The organism is Frigidibacter sp. ROC022, from assembly GCF_024723735.1.
Taxonomy (GTDB): Bacteria; Pseudomonadota; Alphaproteobacteria; order Rhodobacterales; family Rhodobacteraceae; genus SLM-1.
In genome coordinates, this window is record NZ_JANQDU010000001.1 from 828,328 (window position 1) to 846,734 (window position 18,407).

Annotated in this window: 16 protein-coding genes; 8 read left to right on the top strand and 8 right to left on the bottom strand. The window is 67.4% G+C overall.

What is annotated here, in order from left to right; translation table 11 throughout:
• Positions 1-65: 65 nt before the first annotated feature.
• Positions 66-2,117, bottom strand: coding sequence for an ASKHA domain-containing protein (locus NUW50_RS04000; RefSeq protein WP_258287770.1), 2,052 nt, complete (start codon positions 2,115-2,117; stop codon positions 66-68).
• Between the two features lie 191 nt (positions 2,118-2,308).
• Here NUW50_RS04000 and NUW50_RS04005 point away from each other — a divergent pair, with 191 nt between their 5' ends.
• Both NUW50_RS04005 and NUW50_RS04010 read left to right on the top strand, forming a co-directional pair.
• Entirely contained in the window at positions 2,309-2,668 is a 360-nt protein-coding gene (locus NUW50_RS04005; protein WP_258287771.1) for a hypothetical protein, read from the top strand.
• A gap of 13 nt (positions 2,669-2,681) precedes the next feature.
• Complete coding sequence (locus NUW50_RS04010; protein ID WP_258287772.1) at positions 2,682-4,313, top strand: SAM-dependent methyltransferase; 1,632 nt, start codon at positions 2,682-2,684, stop codon at positions 4,311-4,313.
• A 7-nt stretch (positions 4,314-4,320) separates the two neighbouring features.
• Here NUW50_RS04010 and NUW50_RS04015 read toward each other — a convergent pair whose 3' ends face one another.
• Genes NUW50_RS04015 through NUW50_RS04030 form a run of 4 tightly spaced genes read right to left on the bottom strand, consistent with a single transcriptional unit; the run spans position 4,321 to position 7,233 of the window.
• On the bottom strand, positions 4,321-5,316 hold the full coding sequence (locus NUW50_RS04015; protein ID WP_258287773.1) for a methyltetrahydrofolate cobalamin methyltransferase: 996 nt from the start codon (positions 5,314-5,316) through the stop codon (positions 4,321-4,323).
• A complete protein-coding gene (locus NUW50_RS04020) occupies positions 5,313-5,972 on the bottom strand; it encodes an HAD family hydrolase (RefSeq protein WP_258287774.1) in 660 nt (219 codons plus the stop codon). Before NUW50_RS04020 ends, NUW50_RS04015 begins: the two co-directional genes overlap by 4 nt.
• Positions 5,973-5,979: 7 nt before the next feature.
• The gene (locus NUW50_RS04025; protein ID WP_258287775.1) at positions 5,980-6,909 is read right to left on the bottom strand and encodes a methylenetetrahydrofolate reductase; all 930 of its coding nucleotides are present in this window, start codon (positions 6,907-6,909) and stop codon (positions 5,980-5,982) included.
• Between the two features lie 24 nt (positions 6,910-6,933).
• Positions 6,934-7,233: a virulence factor gene (locus NUW50_RS04030; protein ID WP_258287776.1), complete on the bottom strand. Its 300-nt coding sequence runs from the start codon at positions 7,231-7,233 to the stop codon at positions 6,934-6,936.
• 263 nt (positions 7,234-7,496) lie between these two features.
• On the opposite strand from NUW50_RS04030, the gene NUW50_RS04035 reads away from it, so the two are divergent.
• From NUW50_RS04035 to NUW50_RS04055, 5 genes are all read left to right on the top strand, one after another.
• Positions 7,497-8,606 (top strand): Ppx/GppA phosphatase family protein, encoded by a 1,110-nt coding sequence (locus NUW50_RS04035; RefSeq protein ID WP_258287777.1) that lies wholly within the window; start codon positions 7,497-7,499, stop codon positions 8,604-8,606.
• Positions 8,607-8,683: 77 nt separating this feature from the next.
• The gene (locus NUW50_RS04040) at positions 8,684-9,388 is read left to right on the top strand and encodes an RlmE family RNA methyltransferase (protein WP_258287778.1); all 705 of its coding nucleotides are present in this window, start codon (positions 8,684-8,686) and stop codon (positions 9,386-9,388) included.
• The gene (locus tag NUW50_RS04045; protein ID WP_258287779.1) at positions 9,388-10,416 is read left to right on the top strand and encodes a hypothetical protein; all 1,029 of its coding nucleotides are present in this window, start codon (positions 9,388-9,390) and stop codon (positions 10,414-10,416) included. The genes NUW50_RS04040 and NUW50_RS04045 overlap by 1 nt, the downstream gene beginning before the upstream one ends.
• Before the next feature lie 153 nt (positions 10,417-10,569).
• Complete coding sequence (gene uvrA / locus NUW50_RS04050; protein ID WP_258287780.1) at positions 10,570-13,434, top strand: excinuclease ABC subunit UvrA; 2,865 nt, start codon at positions 10,570-10,572, stop codon at positions 13,432-13,434.
• 66 nt (positions 13,435-13,500) lie between these two features.
• Entirely contained in the window at positions 13,501-15,360 is a 1,860-nt protein-coding gene (locus NUW50_RS04055) for a caspase family protein (RefSeq protein WP_258287781.1), read from the top strand.
• Between the two features lie 19 nt (positions 15,361-15,379).
• Here NUW50_RS04055 and NUW50_RS04060 read toward each other — a convergent pair whose 3' ends face one another.
• A complete protein-coding gene (locus NUW50_RS04060) occupies positions 15,380-15,739 on the bottom strand; it encodes a hypothetical protein (protein ID WP_258287782.1) in 360 nt (119 codons plus the stop codon).
• A gap of 109 nt (positions 15,740-15,848) precedes the next feature.
• Positions 15,849-16,628, bottom strand: coding sequence for an exodeoxyribonuclease III (gene xth, locus NUW50_RS04065; RefSeq protein WP_258287783.1), 780 nt, complete (start codon positions 16,626-16,628; stop codon positions 15,849-15,851).
• Positions 16,629-16,676: 48 nt separating this feature from the next.
• Here xth and NUW50_RS04070 point away from each other — a divergent pair, with 48 nt between their 5' ends.
• On the top strand, positions 16,677-17,381 hold the full coding sequence (locus NUW50_RS04070; protein ID WP_258287784.1) for an SDR family oxidoreductase: 705 nt from the start codon (positions 16,677-16,679) through the stop codon (positions 17,379-17,381).
• A gap of 96 nt (positions 17,382-17,477) precedes the next feature.
• Here NUW50_RS04070 and NUW50_RS04075 read toward each other — a convergent pair whose 3' ends face one another.
• Complete coding sequence (locus tag NUW50_RS04075; RefSeq protein WP_258287785.1) at positions 17,478-18,407, bottom strand: class I fructose-bisphosphate aldolase; 930 nt, start codon at positions 18,405-18,407, stop codon at positions 17,478-17,480.

Here is an 18,407-nt window from a genome sequence, read left to right on the forward strand (position 1 = left end):
ATGCCGATATCGAAGTTGAATCCGGGCGGCAAGGCATGACCGGGGCCCGCCGCGGGGCAGGGCGGCTACCTGCGCCGGCGTCGCCGCCCGCCTTCGTTGCCCGAGCCGGCGGTGTTGAAGGACACGTCGGGCAGGGGCACGATCCTGGCCAGTTCCGGGAAGGGTGCGGTGGCGTGGGGGATCGCATTGGCGGCGACGAAATGCTCCTGGAACCGCGGCGCGATGGCGGTCTCGACCTTGTGGATGCGGCGCACCAGCGCCTCGACCTCGGCCCGCGCCGCCAGCGAAGCCAGCGCGATCCGCGCCCCGGTGCCGGCGGCATTGCCGGCGCTGGTGACCTTGGACAGCGGCGCGTCGGGGATCATCCCCAGCACCATGGCATGTTTGGTCGAGATATGGGCCCCGAAGGCCCCGGCCAGCACGATCCGGTCCACCTGATCGACTCCGAATTCGTCCATCAGCAGCCGCGCCCCGGCATAGAGCGCCGATTTGGCCAGCTGAATGGCGCGGATGTCGCCCTGGGTGACGGTGATCAGCGGCCCGCCCTCGGCCCGGCCGTCGTGCAGCACATAGGAATGGGTCCGGCCGTTCGGGATCAGCCGCGCGGTGCCGCATTGCTCGGGGCTGCCGATCAGCCCCGAGGCGTCGAGCAGCCCGGCGATCCGCAATTCGGCCACCGCCTCGATGATGCCCGAGCCACAGATGCCGGTGATCCCGCTGGCGGCCGTGGCGGCGGCAAAGCCCGGATCGTCGGACCAGAGGTCGCACCCGATGACCCGGAAGCGCGGTTCCTTGGTGGCGGGGTCGATCTCGACCCGTTCGATCGCTCCGGCGGCGGCGCGCTGGCCCGAGGAGATCTGCGCCCCCTCGAAGGCCGGGCCGGTGGGCGAGGAACAGGCCAGCACCCGGGTCTTGTTGCCCAGCTGGATTTCGGCATTGGTGCCGACATCGAGGATCAGCACGAGGTCGTCGGACTTCTGCGGCTCTTCGGCCAGCGCCACCGCCGCCGCATCGGCGCCGACATGGCCGGCGATGCAGGGCAGGATATAGACGCGGGCCGCCTTGTTGACCGAGCCCATGTCCAGATCGGCGGCATCCAGCGCCATCGAGGACGAGGCGGCCAGGGCAAAGGGCGCCTGTCCCAGTTCCACCGGATCGACCCCGACCAGCAGGTGGTGCATCACCGGGTTGCAGACCACCACAGCTTCCAGGATCAGCGCCGGATCGACCCCGGCCTCGCCTGCCAGATCGACCGCCAGCTGGTCCAGCGCCGCGCGCACCGCCCCGGTCATCTCGAGATCGCCGCCGGGGTTCATCATGACATAGGAGACCCGGCTCATCAGATCCTCGCCAAAGCGGATCTGCGGGTTCATCATCCCGTTCGACGCCGCCACCCGGCCCGTCGTCAGATCGCAGAGATGCGCCGCGATGGTGGTCGAGCCGAGGTCGATCGCCAGCCCCCAGATCGGGCCTTCGAAGAAGCCGGGCCAGATGTCGAGCAACTGCTCGGCCCCGTCGGGCCGGTCGCGGTGCAGGGCGACGGTCACCTTCCAGTCGCCCTTGCGCAGCACCTTCTGCAGCTTGCGCAAGACGCTCAGCGGCACCTCGGCGGGGCCGACCTGCCATTGGTCGGCCAGAGCCGCCTGAAGCCGTTCCAGATCGCCCGAGGGTTCCTCCATGTCCGGCTCCGCGACCTCGACGTAATAGAGCCGGGTCGCCGGGTCCATCACGATCGTCCGGTCCGAGGCGGCCTTGCGGACCACCTGCTTGTGGACCTGGCTTTCCGGCGGCACGTCCAGCACCACGTCGCCCTGGATGCGGGCCTGGCAGCCCAGCCGCCGGCCCGGTTTCAGGCCGCGAATCCGGTCATAGCGTTCCTCGACCGCATTGACATCGCTCAGCGCGTCGGGCCCGACGGTGACGCCATGCTTGGGGAAGGCGCCGACACCCGGCTGGACCTGGCATTTCGAGCAGATGCCGCGCCCGCCGCAGACGGAATCGAGATCGACGCCCAACTGCCTGGCGGCTGTCAGCACCGGGGTGCCGGCCTTCACGTGACCGCGCTTGCCGGAAGGGGTGAAGATGACAAGCGGGTCTTTCGTGGTTTCGGCGGTCATGGCGGGCTTCCCTTGCTGCCTCTCTTCTAGCCACGCCGGAGACGGGCCGAAAGCCCGGAAGCGGCGGCTGATGTGCGGTGCGCGCCACTGCGCAGTGATCCCGGAAATGGCCGCCGGATCCGCCGCCGTAGACCAAATCTGCCATTCGTGTTATTTTCGGCGAATTATCCGTTTCGATTTCTGGAGGTATTATGTCCGGACTGGACAGGCGGGTCGCCGATCTTGAAAATCGGGTCGACCGAAACCTGAAGATCATGCAGAAATTCATGGATGGCGCTGCGAAGACCGTCAGCGATGTTCGAAGCCGTGTCGACAAGCTGGAAAAAGAGACGCGTGTCACGATGGCGCGGCTGGAAAACAACCTGATTTCGCAGAACAAGGTCAATCAGAAGGCCTATGACCACATCTCGGCGCTCGAAAAGAAATTCATGAAGGTCGAGGCGGTGGGAAAGCAGACCATGAAGGCGGCAGACCCGAAGATGCAGGAAAAGCAGTTGATGAAACTGGTCGATTCGGCATTGAAGGCCTACGACAAGAACAAGCGGCGCTGATCTTGGCAAATTCATGAGCGCGGCGCGTGATCCCGCCGAGGTGCTGGCGCGCGGCCTGCAGGCCGGAACGCCCGTGGACGGTTTCGGCCCGGTCTGGAACTCGGCGCGGCTGAGGCTGGCGCGGGCGACCTGGCAGGTCAGCACGATCGAGCCCTTCCTGAACTATGACGTGCCCTATACCGGAACCTCCAGCGGCCGGCTGTCCGAGGATGCGGTGGCGGTGGCATTGGCGGCGCAGAAGGCAGCCGGGCGCAGCGGCGGGCTGCGGGTGCTGGAAATCGGCTCGGGGTCCGGCGTCTTTGCCCGGCTGTTCCTGCAACGGCTCGGCGATCTGGCCCCCGATGTCCTGGCCCGGACCCGCTACCTGGTGACCGATGGCTCCGAGCGGATGCTGGACGCGCAGCGGCAAAGCGGGGTTCTGGACCCGTTCCGTGATCAGATCGAATGGCGCCGCCTTGATGCCGCAGGCGACTGGCGGGGCCTCGGGCCCTTCGACGTGGTGCTGGGCACCTATATCCTCGACAGCCTGCCATTCGACTTCCTGGCGGTGAACGATGCCCGGGTCTGGCGCAAGGAGGTCCGCAGCCTCCATCCCGGCCCCGCGGATGAAGCCGAAGAGCTGAAGGCGGCGCTGGCTTCGGACGATCCGGCGGCGCTGCTGCCCTTCGTCCAGGCCGGGCGCCGGCTGGTGGTGCAGACCCGGCATGTCCCGATCGACCGTGGCGACCTGGCCGAAGCCGCGGCGGTGCCCGAGGATACCGGCGGCACGACTTTGCCCTTCCTGCATTCCCACGGTGCCCTGGGCGCCCTGCGGCGCGCGGTCGAGGCGCTGGATGACGGCGGGGTCATCGTGGTCAGCGATTACGGCCATGCCGAGATGCTCGAGGCGCATGAATCGGTCGAGTTCCAGATGTTCGGCGGCTCGGTGGCCGTGGGGCTGAACTTCCCGCAGATCTCGTCTGCGGTCGGAAGCTGGGACGGGGTGACGCTGCTGGTTCCGGCGCAGGAGGAGGGCGCGCTGCTGACCCGGGTGGTGGTCAAGGGCGCGGCATCGGATGATCTGCGCGAGCTGGTCGATGACCTGCACGGCGGGCTCCGCTATCGGGCGATGACCGCCCCGGTCGATGCGGCGCGCAAGTACATCCCGGCGCGGATGTTCGAATCCAGCCGGGCGCTTTATGCCCGGGCGCTGGAACTGCGGCCGCGGGACTGGTCGCTGATGGAAGAGATCGCCACTCTGCAGCTCTACTCCTCGGGCGAATACCAGGCGAGCGCGGACATGGCGGCGGCGGGGCTGGAGCTCAATCCGCTGGCGCCGGGCCTGTGGCGGGTCCGGGCCGAGGCGCTGCTGGCGTTGGGCCGGAAGGCCGAGGCGCGCGAGGCGATCGACCGGGGTGTCGCGCTTGCGCCTTCGAACCACTCGTCGCAGCGGGTGCTGGGCGAGGTGGCGCTGGCCGAAGGGCATTTCGCGCAGGCGCTGGAGGCGGTGGCCAGGGCACTGGCAAGTGACCGGGACCAGGATGACCGCGAGAGCCTGCTGGCGCTGCAGGAGCGGATTCTGGCGGCCATGGCCGAGGACCAGCGCCAGGTTCTGCTGGCGCAGGCCAATCAGTTCCGGCCGCTGGACCGTTTGCCCGAAGGCTGACCCCGGCTCAGCCCCGCGACCGGCGGCCGCCGGTCCGGCCCCCGGCGCGGCGGCTGCTGCCGGCCGCGATGGCGTCCGACGACGCTTCGGCGAAGGTCTTGCCTGCCGCCACCGCGTCCATGATCCGGGTGAAGGCAATCCACTCCGAACCGTTGGGATCATGGTTCATCAGGAAATTGGCGGCGCGAATCGCCTCCATCTCCTGCATCCGCACCGGGTTCATGATCGCGCTGGTCATCCCGGCCTGAATCGCCATCGGAAGGAAGGCCCCGTTGATCCCGTGCCGCTGCGGCAGGCCGAAAGAGATGTTCGAGGCGCCGCAGGTCGTGTTCACCCCCAGTTCCTCGCGCAGCCGCCGCACCAGGGCAAAGACCTGCTGCCCGGCGCTGCCCATGGCGCCGACCGGCATCACCAGCGGATCGACCACGATGTCATGCGCCGGAATGCCGAAATCGGAGGCCCGCTCGACGATCTTCTTGGCCACCGCGAAACGCACGTCGGGGTCTTCCGAAATCCCGGTGTCGTCATTCGAGATCGCCACCACCGGCACGTTGTATTTCTTGACCAGGGGCAGAACGAGTTCCATCCGCTCTTCCTCGCCGGTCACCGAGTTCAGCAGCGGCCGGCCCTCGGCCGCCTCCAGCCCGTTCTGAAGCGCGCCGGGCACCGAGGAATCGATGCAGAGCGGCACATCGACGATGCCCTGTATCCGGGTCACCAGCTCGCGCATCAGCGGCGGCTCGACGAAATTGTTGTCGGCATAGCGCGGGTCTTCGGCCATCTTGTTGGTGAAGACCGCGCCCGAGTTCACGTCCAGAACCATGGCGCCGCAGGCGACCTGTTCGCGCGCATCCTTCTCGACGGTCGAGAAATCGCCCTGTTCCAGCTCGGCGGCCAGTTTCTTGCGTCCGGTGGGGTTGATCCGCTCGCCGATCACGCAGAACGGCTCGTCAAAGCCGATCACCACGGTCTTGGTCTTGGATTCCAGAACGGTGCGGGTCATGCGTCGGCTCCTTGCAGGCGTTCCAGCAACGGCTGGAGCGCGGGGTCGGTGAAATCGGGAATGGTGAGGGTGGCGCCGGCCTCGCGCAGGGTGGCGTCCGACAGCGAGGAACGCATCCCCACGGTGGTCAGCCCGGCCGCGACGGCGGCGCGGATGCCCGAGGGGCTGTCCTCGAAGGCCAGGCTGCGGGCGGGATCGGCGCCAAGACGGTCGAGCGCCAGCGCATAGGGCGCCGGGTCGGGCTTGCCGCGCGGCGTGTCGCCCTCTGTGACGACCACGTCAAAGCGGGTCGCAAGCCCGATCGCGGAGAGCATCGCGGTGGCATTCGCGGGCGGCGCATTGGTGACGACGGCGCAGGGCAGGGCTTCGGTCTCGGCCCAGGCCAGCAGGTCCAGCAACCCCGGCACCGGCGGCACGCTGTCGCCCAGCCGGGCGCGAAAGGCCGCCTCCTTGGCCTCGGACAGCGGCGCCGGGTCCATCCCCGGCAGGAAGTGACCGAAGATCGCGGCATTCGAGCGGCCGATGATATGGGCCATGTAGTCGGCTTCGGTGATGGTCACGCCATGGGCGGCGAAGATGTCGATGAAGACCGCCACATGCAGCGGGTCCGAGCACAGAAGCGTTCCGTCGAGATCGAAGAGCAGGGCTGACGTCATCGGCAGATCAGACCGCCGCTGCCCGGGCCAGACCGCCCCGGCCATCGTGTTCGGCGGTCCATGTCGCGGTCTGTCCGATCCCGCCCAGCGGGAAGAAATGGACCTGTTCGATCCCGAAACCGGGGTTGGCGGCCATGTGCGCGGCCAGTTCGGCCACCACTGTTTCGGGCGTATAGGGCAGCACCAGCTTGGTCACGTCCATTGCCCGCTTCTGCAGCACCTTCAGCGAAGGGCCGACGCCGCAGGCGATGGCGAACTTGATCAGGGTCTGCAGCCGGGCCGGTCCGGCGATGCCGATATGCACCGGCAGGTCGATCCCGGCGGCCTTGATTGCCTCGACCCAGGCGATGACCGGCGCCGCCTCGAAGCAGAACTGCGTGGTCAGCGCCATCTTCGCGTCGCTGCGGTTCGCGAAGTCCTGCTTCCATTTCAGCGCCGCCATCACATTGGCGTCGCCGCCCGAAGGGTCGATGTCGCGGTTGCCTTCCGGATGGCCCGCGACATGCAGCCGGGTGAAGCCGGCCCGGTCGAAGGCGCCGGTTTCGAGCAGCTGCATCGAGGAATGGAAATCGCCCGCCTGCTGGGCCGGGTTACCGGCCAGGATCAGGCCCTCTGTGACACCGGCCTCGCCCTGATAGCGGGCGATCCAGTCGGCCAGGGTGGCGGCATCGGGGATGATCCGCGCCGGGAAATGCGGCATGACGGCAAAGCCCTCGCCGGCGATGCGCCGGGCGGTGGCGACCATCTCCTCGATCGGGGTGCCGTCGATATGGGCGATGTAGACCCGCGTGCCCGGCGGCAGGATCGCGGCGAAGCTGTCGATCTTGGCGGCGGTGCGGGGCATGACCTCGATCGACCAGCCTTGCAGAAATGCCTCGACGGCGGCCCCTTTCGGGGCCGGCGTGGCGGGGCGGTTACGGAAATTCAGCAAAGCCATCAGTCTCTCCCACATGTCGGGACGCTAGCGCGCCCAGCCTCCGGTCTCGATCAGTGCCCGCAGTCGCGCCGGATCGAATTCGGCATCGATCCGCGCGACCTCCGCCGCCGCGGCTTCGGCATCCTCGCCGGGCACCTCATAGGGCTCGGCGCGGCGCCATTCGGCCAGGTAGGCATCGGTTCCGGCGGCTCCGGATTTCATCGCCGCGCGGTCGATGGCCTGCTCGAACCGTTCGGGAAGCGGCAACTTCACCCCCCTGCGGCCCTTGCCCGCGATCACCTGCGCCGGCATGTCGCGCCAGTAGACGATGGTGATTGCGGCCATGCGTGTCCCGTCCTTCTTTCCGCCGCTTGTAGGGCCCGATCGGCCCGCGACACAGTAGAAAATCGACATAGTGGCGTCGTGAAACGACGCTGCCAGACATAGCCGATGGGTCGGGCTGGCGCCATGCCCGGGGCGATGAAATCGAGGCATCATCATCATGAGGCGGGGACGGGGCGCCGCAGTCGGATTCCGGCGCCCGGGCGGGCTTGCGTAACGAGGGATGCGTGCTAACATCAGGACAACTAACAGGAGGGCGCGTCGAAATGGCGCCCATGCGTCCCAAAGGTGCAGGCGCGTTCCCGTCTCCGGTCGAGCCGCTTGCGCCATCGAAACCCGACCCGGCCGAGCTTTACGCCGCGCTCGATCTTGGCACGAACTCGTGCCGGATGCTTATTGCGCAGCCCAAGGGAAACTCGTTCCACGTCGTTGATTCCTTTTCGAAATCCGTGCAGCTCGGGGCCGGGCTGGAATCGACCGGGCGGCTGAGCCGGGCGTCGATGGCGCGCACCGTCCAGGCGCTGCATATCTGCCGCAAGAAGCTGCAGAAGCACGCGGTGCGGAACATGCGGCTGGTGGCGACCGAGGCCTGCCGAAGGGCCAGCAACGCGGGTGACTTCATTTCCTTCGTCAAGCGCGAGACCGGGCTGGCGATGGAGATCATCGAGACCGAGGAAGAAGCAAGGCTGGCGGTGATCTCCTGCGCGCCGCTGGTCTCGACCCGGACCGATCAGCTGCTGGTCGTCGATATCGGCGGCGGCTCGACCGAACTGGTCTGGATCGACCTGACCAATGTGCCCTGGGTCGAACGGCCCAAGGCGATCATGCGGCTGCACACCGGGTTCCGGCAGGACAGCCCGTTCCCGCATGCCAAGGTGGTCGACTGGATCTCGGTGCCGCTGGGCGTCGCGACGCTGCGCGACCAGTTCCGCGATGTCGATGACGATGCGGCGCGATTCGCGCTGATGTCCTGGTTCTTCGAAGAGAACCTGGCCTCGTTCAGCCCCTACGAAAGCGAGCAGACCCGCGAGGGGTTCCAGATCATCGGCACCTCGGGGACCGTCACCACGGTGGCGGCCTCGTTCCTGGGGCTGAAGCGCTATGACCGCAACAAGGTGGACGGGCTGCGGATGACCTCGGACCAGATCGACCGGGTGATCCGCGAATATCTGACCCTGGGGCCGGAGGGGCGGCGGACCGACCCGCGGATCGGGCGCGACCGGCATACGCTGATCATGTCGGGGGCGGCGATCCTGCAGGCCCTGCTGCGGATCTGGCCGACCGACCGGCTCACCGTGGCCGACCGGGGGCTGCGCGAAGGGCTGCTCTATGCCCAGATGTCGGCGCATGGGGTGCTGGAAGATGGCCCGTTCTGACTTGCGGAGTCGCGCCGGGCTGACTATGCCGCGTGTTTGGCCGGAGGAACCGGTCGCCAACAGGATTGCATGAGACCATGGCCGGGAAACCTACCAGCGGACGCGGGCAGCGCGACCTGCGGGTCAGGGTCAAGTCTGCGCGCGGGCGCAAGCTCAGCTCGACCCGCTGGCTCGAACGGCAGCTGAACGACCCCTATGTGAAGAAGGCCAAGGCTTCGGGCTATCGCGGCAGGGCGGCGTTCAAGATTCTGGAGCTGGACGACAAGTACCGGTTTCTCGTGCCCGGCGCGCGGGTCGTGGACCTGGGCTGTGCGCCCGGCGGCTGGTGCCAGGTGGCGGTCGAGCGGGTCAACGCGCTTGGCCAGAAATCGGGCAAGAAGGTCGGCCGGGTGCTGGGGCTGGACCTGCAGGAGGTCGATCCGATCCCGGGGGCCGAGATCCACGTGCTGGATTTCCTTTCCGAAGGCGCCGACGACACGGTGAAGGAATGGCTCGGCGGGCCGGCGGATGTGGTGATGTCGGACATGGCGGCGGCCTCTTCGGGGGTGAAGCAGGTCGATCACATCCGGATCATCGCGCTTTGCGAGGCGGCGGCGGAACTGGCGTTCGACGTTCTCGTGCCGGGCGGGACCTTCGTGGCCAAGGTGCTGGCGGGGGGAACCGAACAGGGGCTGCAACTGCTTCTGAAAAAGCGGTTCGACAAGGTGGCGAATGTGAAACCGCCCGCAAGCCGCGCAGACAGTTCCGAAAAATATGTTGTTGCTCAGGGGTTTCGGGGCTGATGTTAAAGTTGCTCGCGGGGCCGAACGGGCTGACCTTCGACGCGAGTCTCGGCAATATCCCCGATCTCTGGTTCGGCCCGCTGACCCCGCTGCACCGGGCGCAATGGCATGGCACCTGCGACGGTGACGCGACATTGTCGAAGGTCGAGCAGCGGCTGGCCGGGGATTTCCTCTGCATGCCTTTCGGCAAGTCCGACCTGACCGGCGATCCGCAACACGGCTACACCTCGAACAGCGCCTGGGATCTGGTCACGCAGGCCCCCGGAAAGGCGGTTCTTCGGCTGGCGCGGACGGTGCAGGGGGCGACGGTCGAGAAGCATCTGGAGCTGAGCGCCGAGGCGCCGCTGCTCTGTCAGACCCATGTCGTGACCGGCGGCGAAGGGGCGATCACCCTGGCGCATCACCCGATGGTGCAGGCCCGCGGTGCGCGGCTGTCGATGAGCCCGAAAACTGCATTCATTGCACCCTCCAAGCCTTTGGAAAAGGACGAGAACATCTTTCTGCCGGGCGCCCGCTCGACGGCGCTGACGGCGATCCGCGGTGTCGCGGGGCCGGTCGATCTGAGCCGCTACCCCGAGACCCGCTGCGAGGATTTCCTGACGGCGGTCGAGGCGCCGGGCAATCCCCTGGGCTGGACCGCCGTAACCCGGGACGAGGACGTGGTCTTCGTGCTGAAGGACCCGCAAGTGCTGCCGGTGACGATGCTCTGGCTGTCCAACGGCGGGCGCGAGGCCGCCCCCTGGCATCGCCGGCATCGCGGGGTTCTGGGGATCGAGGACGGGATCGCTCCGGGCGCCGAGGGCCATCGCGCCGCCTCGGCCGACAATCCGGTCCGGCGCGAAGGGGTGGCGACCTGCCTGATCCTGGGCCCGCGCCATGTCATCCGTCATGTCATCGGCGCCATTCCGCGCCCCGCCGATTGGCAGAGCGTGGCCGATATCGCCGTCTCCGGCGCCCGCCTGAGCCTCACCGGCGACAGCGGCAGCCGCGTCGATCTGCCCATCGACCCCGCCATCTTCGGGGCGTAGATTCGTCCCCACAGGGCGCCGACGCCGCCCGGGAGCGCGACGTTAACAGTATCCCTTGTGGATATTCATGCTTTGTTCCAGAATGCCCCGGCCGCGTGGGTGGTTTATCGCGGTCAGCACCCTAGATTGCACGGGTCCCCGACAGAGGTGGTCATGGCCGAGCAGAAGTTCATCGAGGTTCGCGGCGCGCGCGAGCACAATCTGAAGAACATCGACGTGGACATTCCGCGCGATCGGCTGGTGGTCATCACCGGCCTGTCCGGCTCGGGCAAGTCCAGCCTCGCCTTCGACACCATCTATGCCGAGGGCCAGCGGCGCTATGTCGAAAGCCTCAGCGCCTATGCGCGGCAGTTTCTCGACATGATGGAAAAGCCGGATGTCGATCACATCTCGGGCCTGTCCCCGGCGATTTCCATCGAACAGAAGACAACCAGCAAGAACCCGCGCTCGACCGTCGGCACGGTGACCGAGATCTACGACTACATGCGGTTGCTCTTCGCCCGGGTCGGCACGCCCTACAGCCCGGCCACTGGCCTGCCGATCGAGGCGCAGCAGGTGCAGGACATGGTCGATCGGGTGATGGCGATGCCCGAAGGCAGCCGGGCCTATCTGCTGGCCCCGATCGTGCGCGACCGGAAAGGGGAATACCGCAAGGAATTCATCGAGCTGCGCAAGCAGGGCTTCCAGCGCGTCAAGGTCGATGGGGAATTCCACGACCTGGAAGACCCGCCGGCGCTCGACAAGAAGTTCCGCCATGACATCGACGTGGTGGTGGACCGGCTGGTGGTGAAGGAGGGGATCGAGACCCGGCTGGCCGACAGCTTCCGCACCGCGCTGGACCTTGCCGACGGCATCGCGATCCTGGAAACCGCGCCGTCCGGGGGCGAGGAGCCGGAACGCTTTACCTTCTCGGAGAAATTCGCCTGCCCGGTCTCGGGCTTCACCATCGCCGAGATCGAGCCGCGGCTGTTCTCGTTCAACGCCCCCTATGGGGCCTGTCCGCAATGCGACGGGCTGGGGGTGGAACTGTTCTTCGACGAACGCCTGGTGGTGCCGGACCAGTCGCTGCGGCTGGCCGATGGCGCGATCGCGCCCTGGCGCAAGACCAAGAGCCCCTACATCACCCAGACCATCGACGCGCTGGCCAAGCACTACGGCTTTGACAAGAAGGCCCGCTGGATCGACCTGCCGGAGCGCGCGAAACAGGTGCTCCTGCGCGGGTCGGGCGATGAGGAAATCGCCTTTCGCTATGACGAGGGCGGCCGGGTCTATCAGGTGACGCGGCCTTTCGAAGGCGTGATCCCGAACATGGAACGGCGCTACCGCGAGACCGATTCGAACTGGGTCCGGGAAGAGTTCGAGCAGTATCAGAACAACCGCCCCTGCGGCGCCTGCGGCGGCTATCGGCTGAAGCCCGAGGCGCTGGCGGTAAAGATCGGCATGAAGCACATCGGCGAGGTGGTGCGGCTGTCGATCCGCGAGGCCTATGACTGGGTGCAGACGGTGCCCGAGTCGCTGACAAAGCAGAAGAACGAGATCGCGCGGGCGATCCTGAAGGAGATCGGCGAAAGGCTCGGATTCCTGAACAACGTCGGGCTGGAATATCTGACCCTCAGCCGCAGTTCCGGCACGTTGTCGGGCGGCGAGAGCCAGCGGATCCGGCTCGCCAGCCAGATCGGTTCGGGCCTGACCGGGGTGCTCTATGTGCTCGACGAACCCTCGATCGGCCTGCACCAGCGCGACAACGACCGGCTTCTGGGCACGCTGAAGCGGCTGCGCGACACCGGCAACACGGTGATCGTGGTGGAGCATGACGAGGAAGCGATCCGCGAGGCGGATTACGTCTTTGACATCGGGCCCGGCGCCGGGGTGCATGGTGGCCATGTCGTGTCGAAGGGGACCCCCGCCGAGGTCGCGGCCGATCCGGCCTCGATCACCGGGCAGTATCTTTCCGGCACCCGCGAGATCGCGATTCCGGCCGAACGGCGCAAGGGCAACGGAAAGACGCTGACCGTGGTCAAGGCGACCGGCAACAACCTGCAGGAGGTGACGGCCGAGTTTCCGCTGGGCCGTTTCATCTGCGTGACCGGAGTCTCCGGCGGCGGCAAATCGACCCTGACCATCGAGACGCTCTACAAGAACGCGGCGATGCGGCTGAACGGCGCCCGCGAGGTGCCGGCGCCCTGCGAGACGATCAAGGGCTTCGAGCATCTGGACAAGGTGATCGACATCGACCAACGCCCGATCGGGCGGACTCCGCGTTCGAATCCGGCCACTTACACGGGGGCCTTCACACCGATCCGGGACTGGTTCGCCGGCCTGCCCGAGGCGCGGGCGCGGGGCTACAAGTCCGGGCGGTTCAGCTTCAACGTCAAGGGCGGTCGCTGCGAGGCCTGCCAGGGCGACGGCGTCATCAAGATCGAGATGCATTTCCTGCCCGACGTCTATGTCACCTGCGAGACCTGCAAGGGCAAGCGCTACAATCGTGAAACCTTGGAAATAAAGTTCAAGAACAAGTCGATAGCGGACGTTCTTGACATGACGGTTGAAGATGCGCAGGCATTCTTCCAGGCGGTTCCGGCGATCCGGGAAAAGATGGACGCGCTGGTGCGGGTCGGGCTGGGCTATATCAAGGTCGGCCAGCAGGCGACGACGCTTTCGGGCGGCGAGGCGCAGCGGGTGAAACTGTCGAAGGAACTGTCGCGCCGCTCCACCGGGCGGACGCTCTACATCCTCGACGAGCCGACTACGGGGCTGCATTTCGAGGATGTGCGCAAGCTGCTGGAAGTGCTGCACGAACTGGTCGAGCAGGGCAACACGGTGGTGGTCATCGAGCACAATCTGGATGTCATCAAGACCGCCGACTGGATCATCGACATCGGGCCCGAGGGCGGCGATGGCGGCGGCCGGATCGTCGCGACCGGCACCCCCGAGGATGTGGCCAAGGTCGAAGGCTCCTACACCGGCCACCACCTGAAACAGATGCTGAAGGCACGAAAGGCCGTTGCCGCCGAGTGACCGGGCGGGTTGCGGCATTGGCCCGGCGATGCCACTGTTTCGCAAAGGGGCAATGCCGGAGCCGGGATGATACGCTTTCTGCTGACGCTGATCCTGGCGTGGACCGCCAGTCTTGCCGTCGCCGAGACGCGGGGCGGGGTGCGGCTGCCGGGCGCCGGCGGCGGCGCGGCACAACCGCTCTACGACCATTCCTATGCGCTGGTGATCGGCATGGACCGCTATTCGGGCGGCTGGCCGAAGCTGTCGAACGCGGTGCGCGACGCCAGGGCGGTGGCCGAGGCGCTCGACCGGCGCGGATTCGAGGTGACGCTGAAGACCGATCTCGACTCGCGCGGGCTGGAGGACGCGCTCGAGGATTTCATCTACGGCCATGGTCAGGAGGAACGGGCGCGGCTGCTGATCTGGTATGCCGGGCACGGCCACATGATCGGCGAGGAAGCCTATCTGGTGCCGATCGACGCGCCGGCGCCGCAGCGCGAGGGCCTGTTCCGGCGCCGGGCGGTCTCGATGCGCGATTTCGGCAAATACATGCGCGAGGTGCGGGCCCAGCATGTTCTGGCGATCTTCGATTCCTGCTTTTCCGGCAATGTCTTCGAGACAACCCGCGCGATGCCCTCGCCGGCGATCACCCGTGCGACCGGGCTGCCGGTGCGGCAGATCATCTCGTCCGGGGATGCCGGTCAGACGGTCAGCGATGACGGGAGTTTCCGGCGCCTGTTCCTGGACGCGCTGTCGGGGGACGAGCCGAACGCCGATGCCAATCATGACGGCTATCTGACCGGATCCGAACTCGGGCTGTTCCTGGCCGACAAGATGACCTCGCTGACGCTGAACCGGCAGACGCCGCGCTATGGCAAGCTGCGGGAACTCGGCTTCGACCGGGGCGATTTCGTGTTCAGGGTCGCGGCCCCGGCCGGGGATGCCGCGGGCAGGGCGGTGCCCGAACCCGACGCGCGCGGGGCCGCCGAGCTTCCCGAAATCGGGCAGGTGCCGGCGCCGGCCCCGCCGGAAGCCGAGCCTCCGGCCGAACCGGTGCCGCCGGTAGACGAGGAACGGCTGACCATGGACGGCGGGCAGAGCCATTACTTCATGGATGGCCGGCTGGTGTTCTCGATGGTGGCGACTCCCGCCGGCGGGCGCAGGGACCTGGTGGCGGTGCGCCTGAATGGCCGCAAGGCCAGTCTGGCCATCGGCGGCTATGTGGTGGCCGACAGCGAGACCGAGGGGTGCAGCCTGACGCTTCTGGGCATCGCGACCGGCGAGAACCGGGCCGAGTTCCTGCTGCGCTGCGGGGAGCCATCCGGCAAGGACGTGCGGCGTGCCGCGGCGCGGGCGGTCGATCTGCCCCCGGTCCCGGCGACCCTGGCCACCCTGGCGATCGAGGGCAACCGCACCGGGCTGCTGATGGAGGGCCGGCTGCTGTTCTCGATGATCGGAACCCCGGCCGGAGGGCGCAGCGATCTGGTCGCGATCCGAGCCAACAGCAAGAAGCATTTGCTTTCGCTCGGCGGCTATGTCGCGGCCGATGGTGCCTCGGACGGTTGCGTGCTGACGCTGATGGAGATCGTGCGGGGCGAGAACAAGGCGAATTTCCTGGTCCGTTGCGGCGCGCGGTCCAGCGATGCGGACCGGAAGGCGGCCGGGCTGGCGCTTGATCTCGATGCCGCGCCGACCCGCCAGGAGACCTTCACCATGGCCGGCGGCACCACGCGCCTGCTTGACCCCGGCGGCACGGTTCTGGCCGTCACCGGGACGCCCGCGGGCGGGCGCGGCGATCTGGTCGGCATCGTCCTGGGCGGCAAGAGATCATCCCTCGCCATCGGCCAGCAGCATCCGGTCGTCACCGCCGCCGGAAGCTGCCTGTTGACGGTGATCCACATCCACAAGGGTGAAAACCAGGCCGATTTCCTCTGGACCTGCGGCTGACGCGGGCCGGCCCCCGGTTTCAGAACGCCTTGTTTGCCTCGCGCGTCGCGTCCTCCAGGATCACCCGGCTTTTCCGGTCAACCCGGAAAAGCTGGTGCTCGACCCGGAAATAGAGCCAGCCGTCGCGGGCCGGCGGCAGGCCGTAATAGCCGGTGTTGGTCAGCATCTGGTACTCTTCCGGCAGGGTATCGCCGACCTTGTAGGTCGGTTCGCGATAGGGGGCCTTGCGGATCAGACCCGAAGCGCCGCCGGAATGCATCGTGCCCACGCCGACGCATTTGGCGCCGGTACTGGCGGTCGAGCAGGCAAGGGCCGGGGCCGGCGCCAGGGCGAGGCAGAGGGAGAGCGGGCGCAGAAACGGGGCCGGGCGCGATGACATGGCAGCATACCTCTTCGGTCGGACATGTCCCGGGGGACATGGGTCCGGAGTCTGGGCCGGGCTGCCTGTTTACCCGGGAATTTCAGGAAAGATTTTAGACATCCGACGCTTAGGCGTCAATCTTCATCCAGATCGGCACATGGTCCGAGGGCCGTTCGAGCCCCCGCACATCCTTGTCGATCCCGACCTCCTGCAACAGGTCGGCGCATTGCGGGGTCAGCAGCATGTGGTCGATCCGGATCCCGTCGTTGCGCTGCCAGGCGCCGCGCTGGAAATCCCAGAAGGTGTAATGCCCGGGCCCCTGCACGCAGGCCCGGAAGGCATCGGTGAAGCCCAGGTTCAGCACCCGGCGGAAGGCGTCGCGGGTCTGCGGCAGGGCAAGGGCGTCCTTGACCCAGTCCTGCGGGCGGGCGGCGTCCTCGTCCTGCGGGATGACATTGTAGTCGCCCAGCATGACGGCGGGCATTTCCTCGGCCAGCAGGGCGCGGGCACGGGCCTCCATCCGCTGCATCCAGGCCAGCTTGTAGTCGTATTTCGGGCCCGGCGCCGGGTTGCCGTTGGGCAGGTAGAGCCCGCAGACCCGCACCGCCGTGCTGCCGACGACGGTCGCCTCGATCCAGCGCGCCTGCTCGTCGCTTTCGTCGCCGGGCAGGCCACGGCTGACATCCTCCAGCGGCAGTTTCGACAGCAAGGCCACGCCGTTATAGGCCTTCTGCCCATGCGTCGCGACATTGTAGCCGGCATCCTCGAAGAGCGCGGCGGGAAAGTCGGCATCCTGCGACTTGATCTCCTGCAGGGCGACCACATCGGGGTCCGCATCCCCGAGCCAGTCGAGCACCGCGCCGGCCCGCGCCTTGATTCCGTTGATATTGAAGCTGGCGATTTTCATTCCGCCTTTGTAGCCTGCCCCTCCGGCAAAGCAATGGAGGAACTGGATATGGCGGCGGACAAGGTGGCATTGGTCAGCGGCGGCGGCAGCGGCATGGGGGCGGCGAGCGCCCGGCGGCTGGCGGCGGATGGCTACCGGATCGGGGTGTTGTCCTCGTCGGGCAAGGGCGAGGCTCTGGCGGCCGAACTCGGCGGCGTCGGCGTGACCGGGAGCTATGAGGTCGAGGCCGACCTGCAGCGGCTGGTCGATCTGGCGATGCAGAAATGGGGCCGGATCGATGTGTTGGTGAACTCTGCCGGGCACGGGCCGCGGGCGCCGGTGCTGGAACTGACCGATGAAGACTGGCACCGGGGGATGGAGGTCTATTTCCTCTCGGCGGTGCGTCCGGCGCGGCTCGTGGCGCCGATCATGGCGGCTCAGGGCGGCGGCTCGATCGTCAACATCTCGACCTTCGCGGCCTTCGAGCCGAATCCGACCTTTCCGACCTCGGGCGTGTTCCGGGCCGGGCTGGCGGCCTTCACCAAGCTCTTTGCCGACGAATTCGCCGCCAAGGGCGTGCGGATGAACAACGTGCTGCCGGGCTTCATCGATTCGCTGCCCGAGACCGCCGAGCGAAAGGCCGGGATTCCGATGGGCCGCTACGGCCATGTCGAGGAAATCGCCGCCACGGTGGCCTTCCTGGCCTCGGAGGGGGCGGGCTACATCACCGGGCAGAACCTGCGCGTCGATGGCGGGATCACCCGCTCGGTCTGAAAGGGAAGGGCGGCCCGGGCATCTGCCCGGGCAGCGACCGGACCGCCCCCTCCCGGGGCGGCCGCCGCCCTTTGCGCCGCTGCGGGGCCCTGGCCCTCAGGCCTTGCCCTTGTAGATGTCGATCAGCTGCCCCAGCATCGCCAGCGCCTCGTCGCGCGGCCGCTGGAAGGTGTTGCGGCCGATGATCGAGCCGTTGCCGCCGCCGTCGCGGATCGCGCGCGCGTCGTCGTAGACCGAGCCTTCGCCCTTCTTGGCGCCGCCCGAGAACACCACGATCCGGCGTCCAGCAAAGGCCGCCTGCATGCAATGCGCGACCCGTTTGGCCTGGGTCGAGATATCGACCTTCTCCGCCTCGTAGACCTTCTTGGCCTCGGGCAGCATCAGATGGTCGGTCGAGAGCTTGATCTTGATGATATGCGCCCCCAGCAGGGCCGCGATCTGGGCGGCATAGGCGGCGATGTCGATGGCGGTCTCGCCTTCCTTGGTGATCGCCTCGCCGCGCGGATAGGACCAGATCACCGTCGGCAGGCCGACGCTGGCGGCCTCTTCGCGCAAGGCGCGGATTTCCTCGAACATGTCCAGCGCCATGTCCGACCCGGGGTAGATGGTGAACCCGATGGCCGAGCAGCCCAGCCGCAGCGCGTCGTTGACCGATGCCGTCACCGCCTGGTTCTTGCCCGCGGAGGGGCTCATCAGGCTGTTGGCGCTGTTGGCCTTCAGGATCGTCGGGATCTGCCCGGCGAAGCTGTCCGCTCCGGCTTCCAGCATGCCCAGCGGCGCGGCATAGGCCGAAAGCCCGGCATCGATCGCCAGCCGGTAGTGGTAGAGAGGGTCGTAGGCGGCCGGGTTGACCGCAAAGCTGCGCGCCGGCCCGTGTTCGAAACCCTGATCGACCGGCAGGATCACCATCTTGCCGGTGCCGCCGAGTTTCCCCTCCATGAGCATCCGCGCCAAGTTGCCTTTCACGCCGGGGTTTTCCCCTTCGTAATTCTTCAAGATGGCCTGCACCGCCCGGGTGGTCCGCAT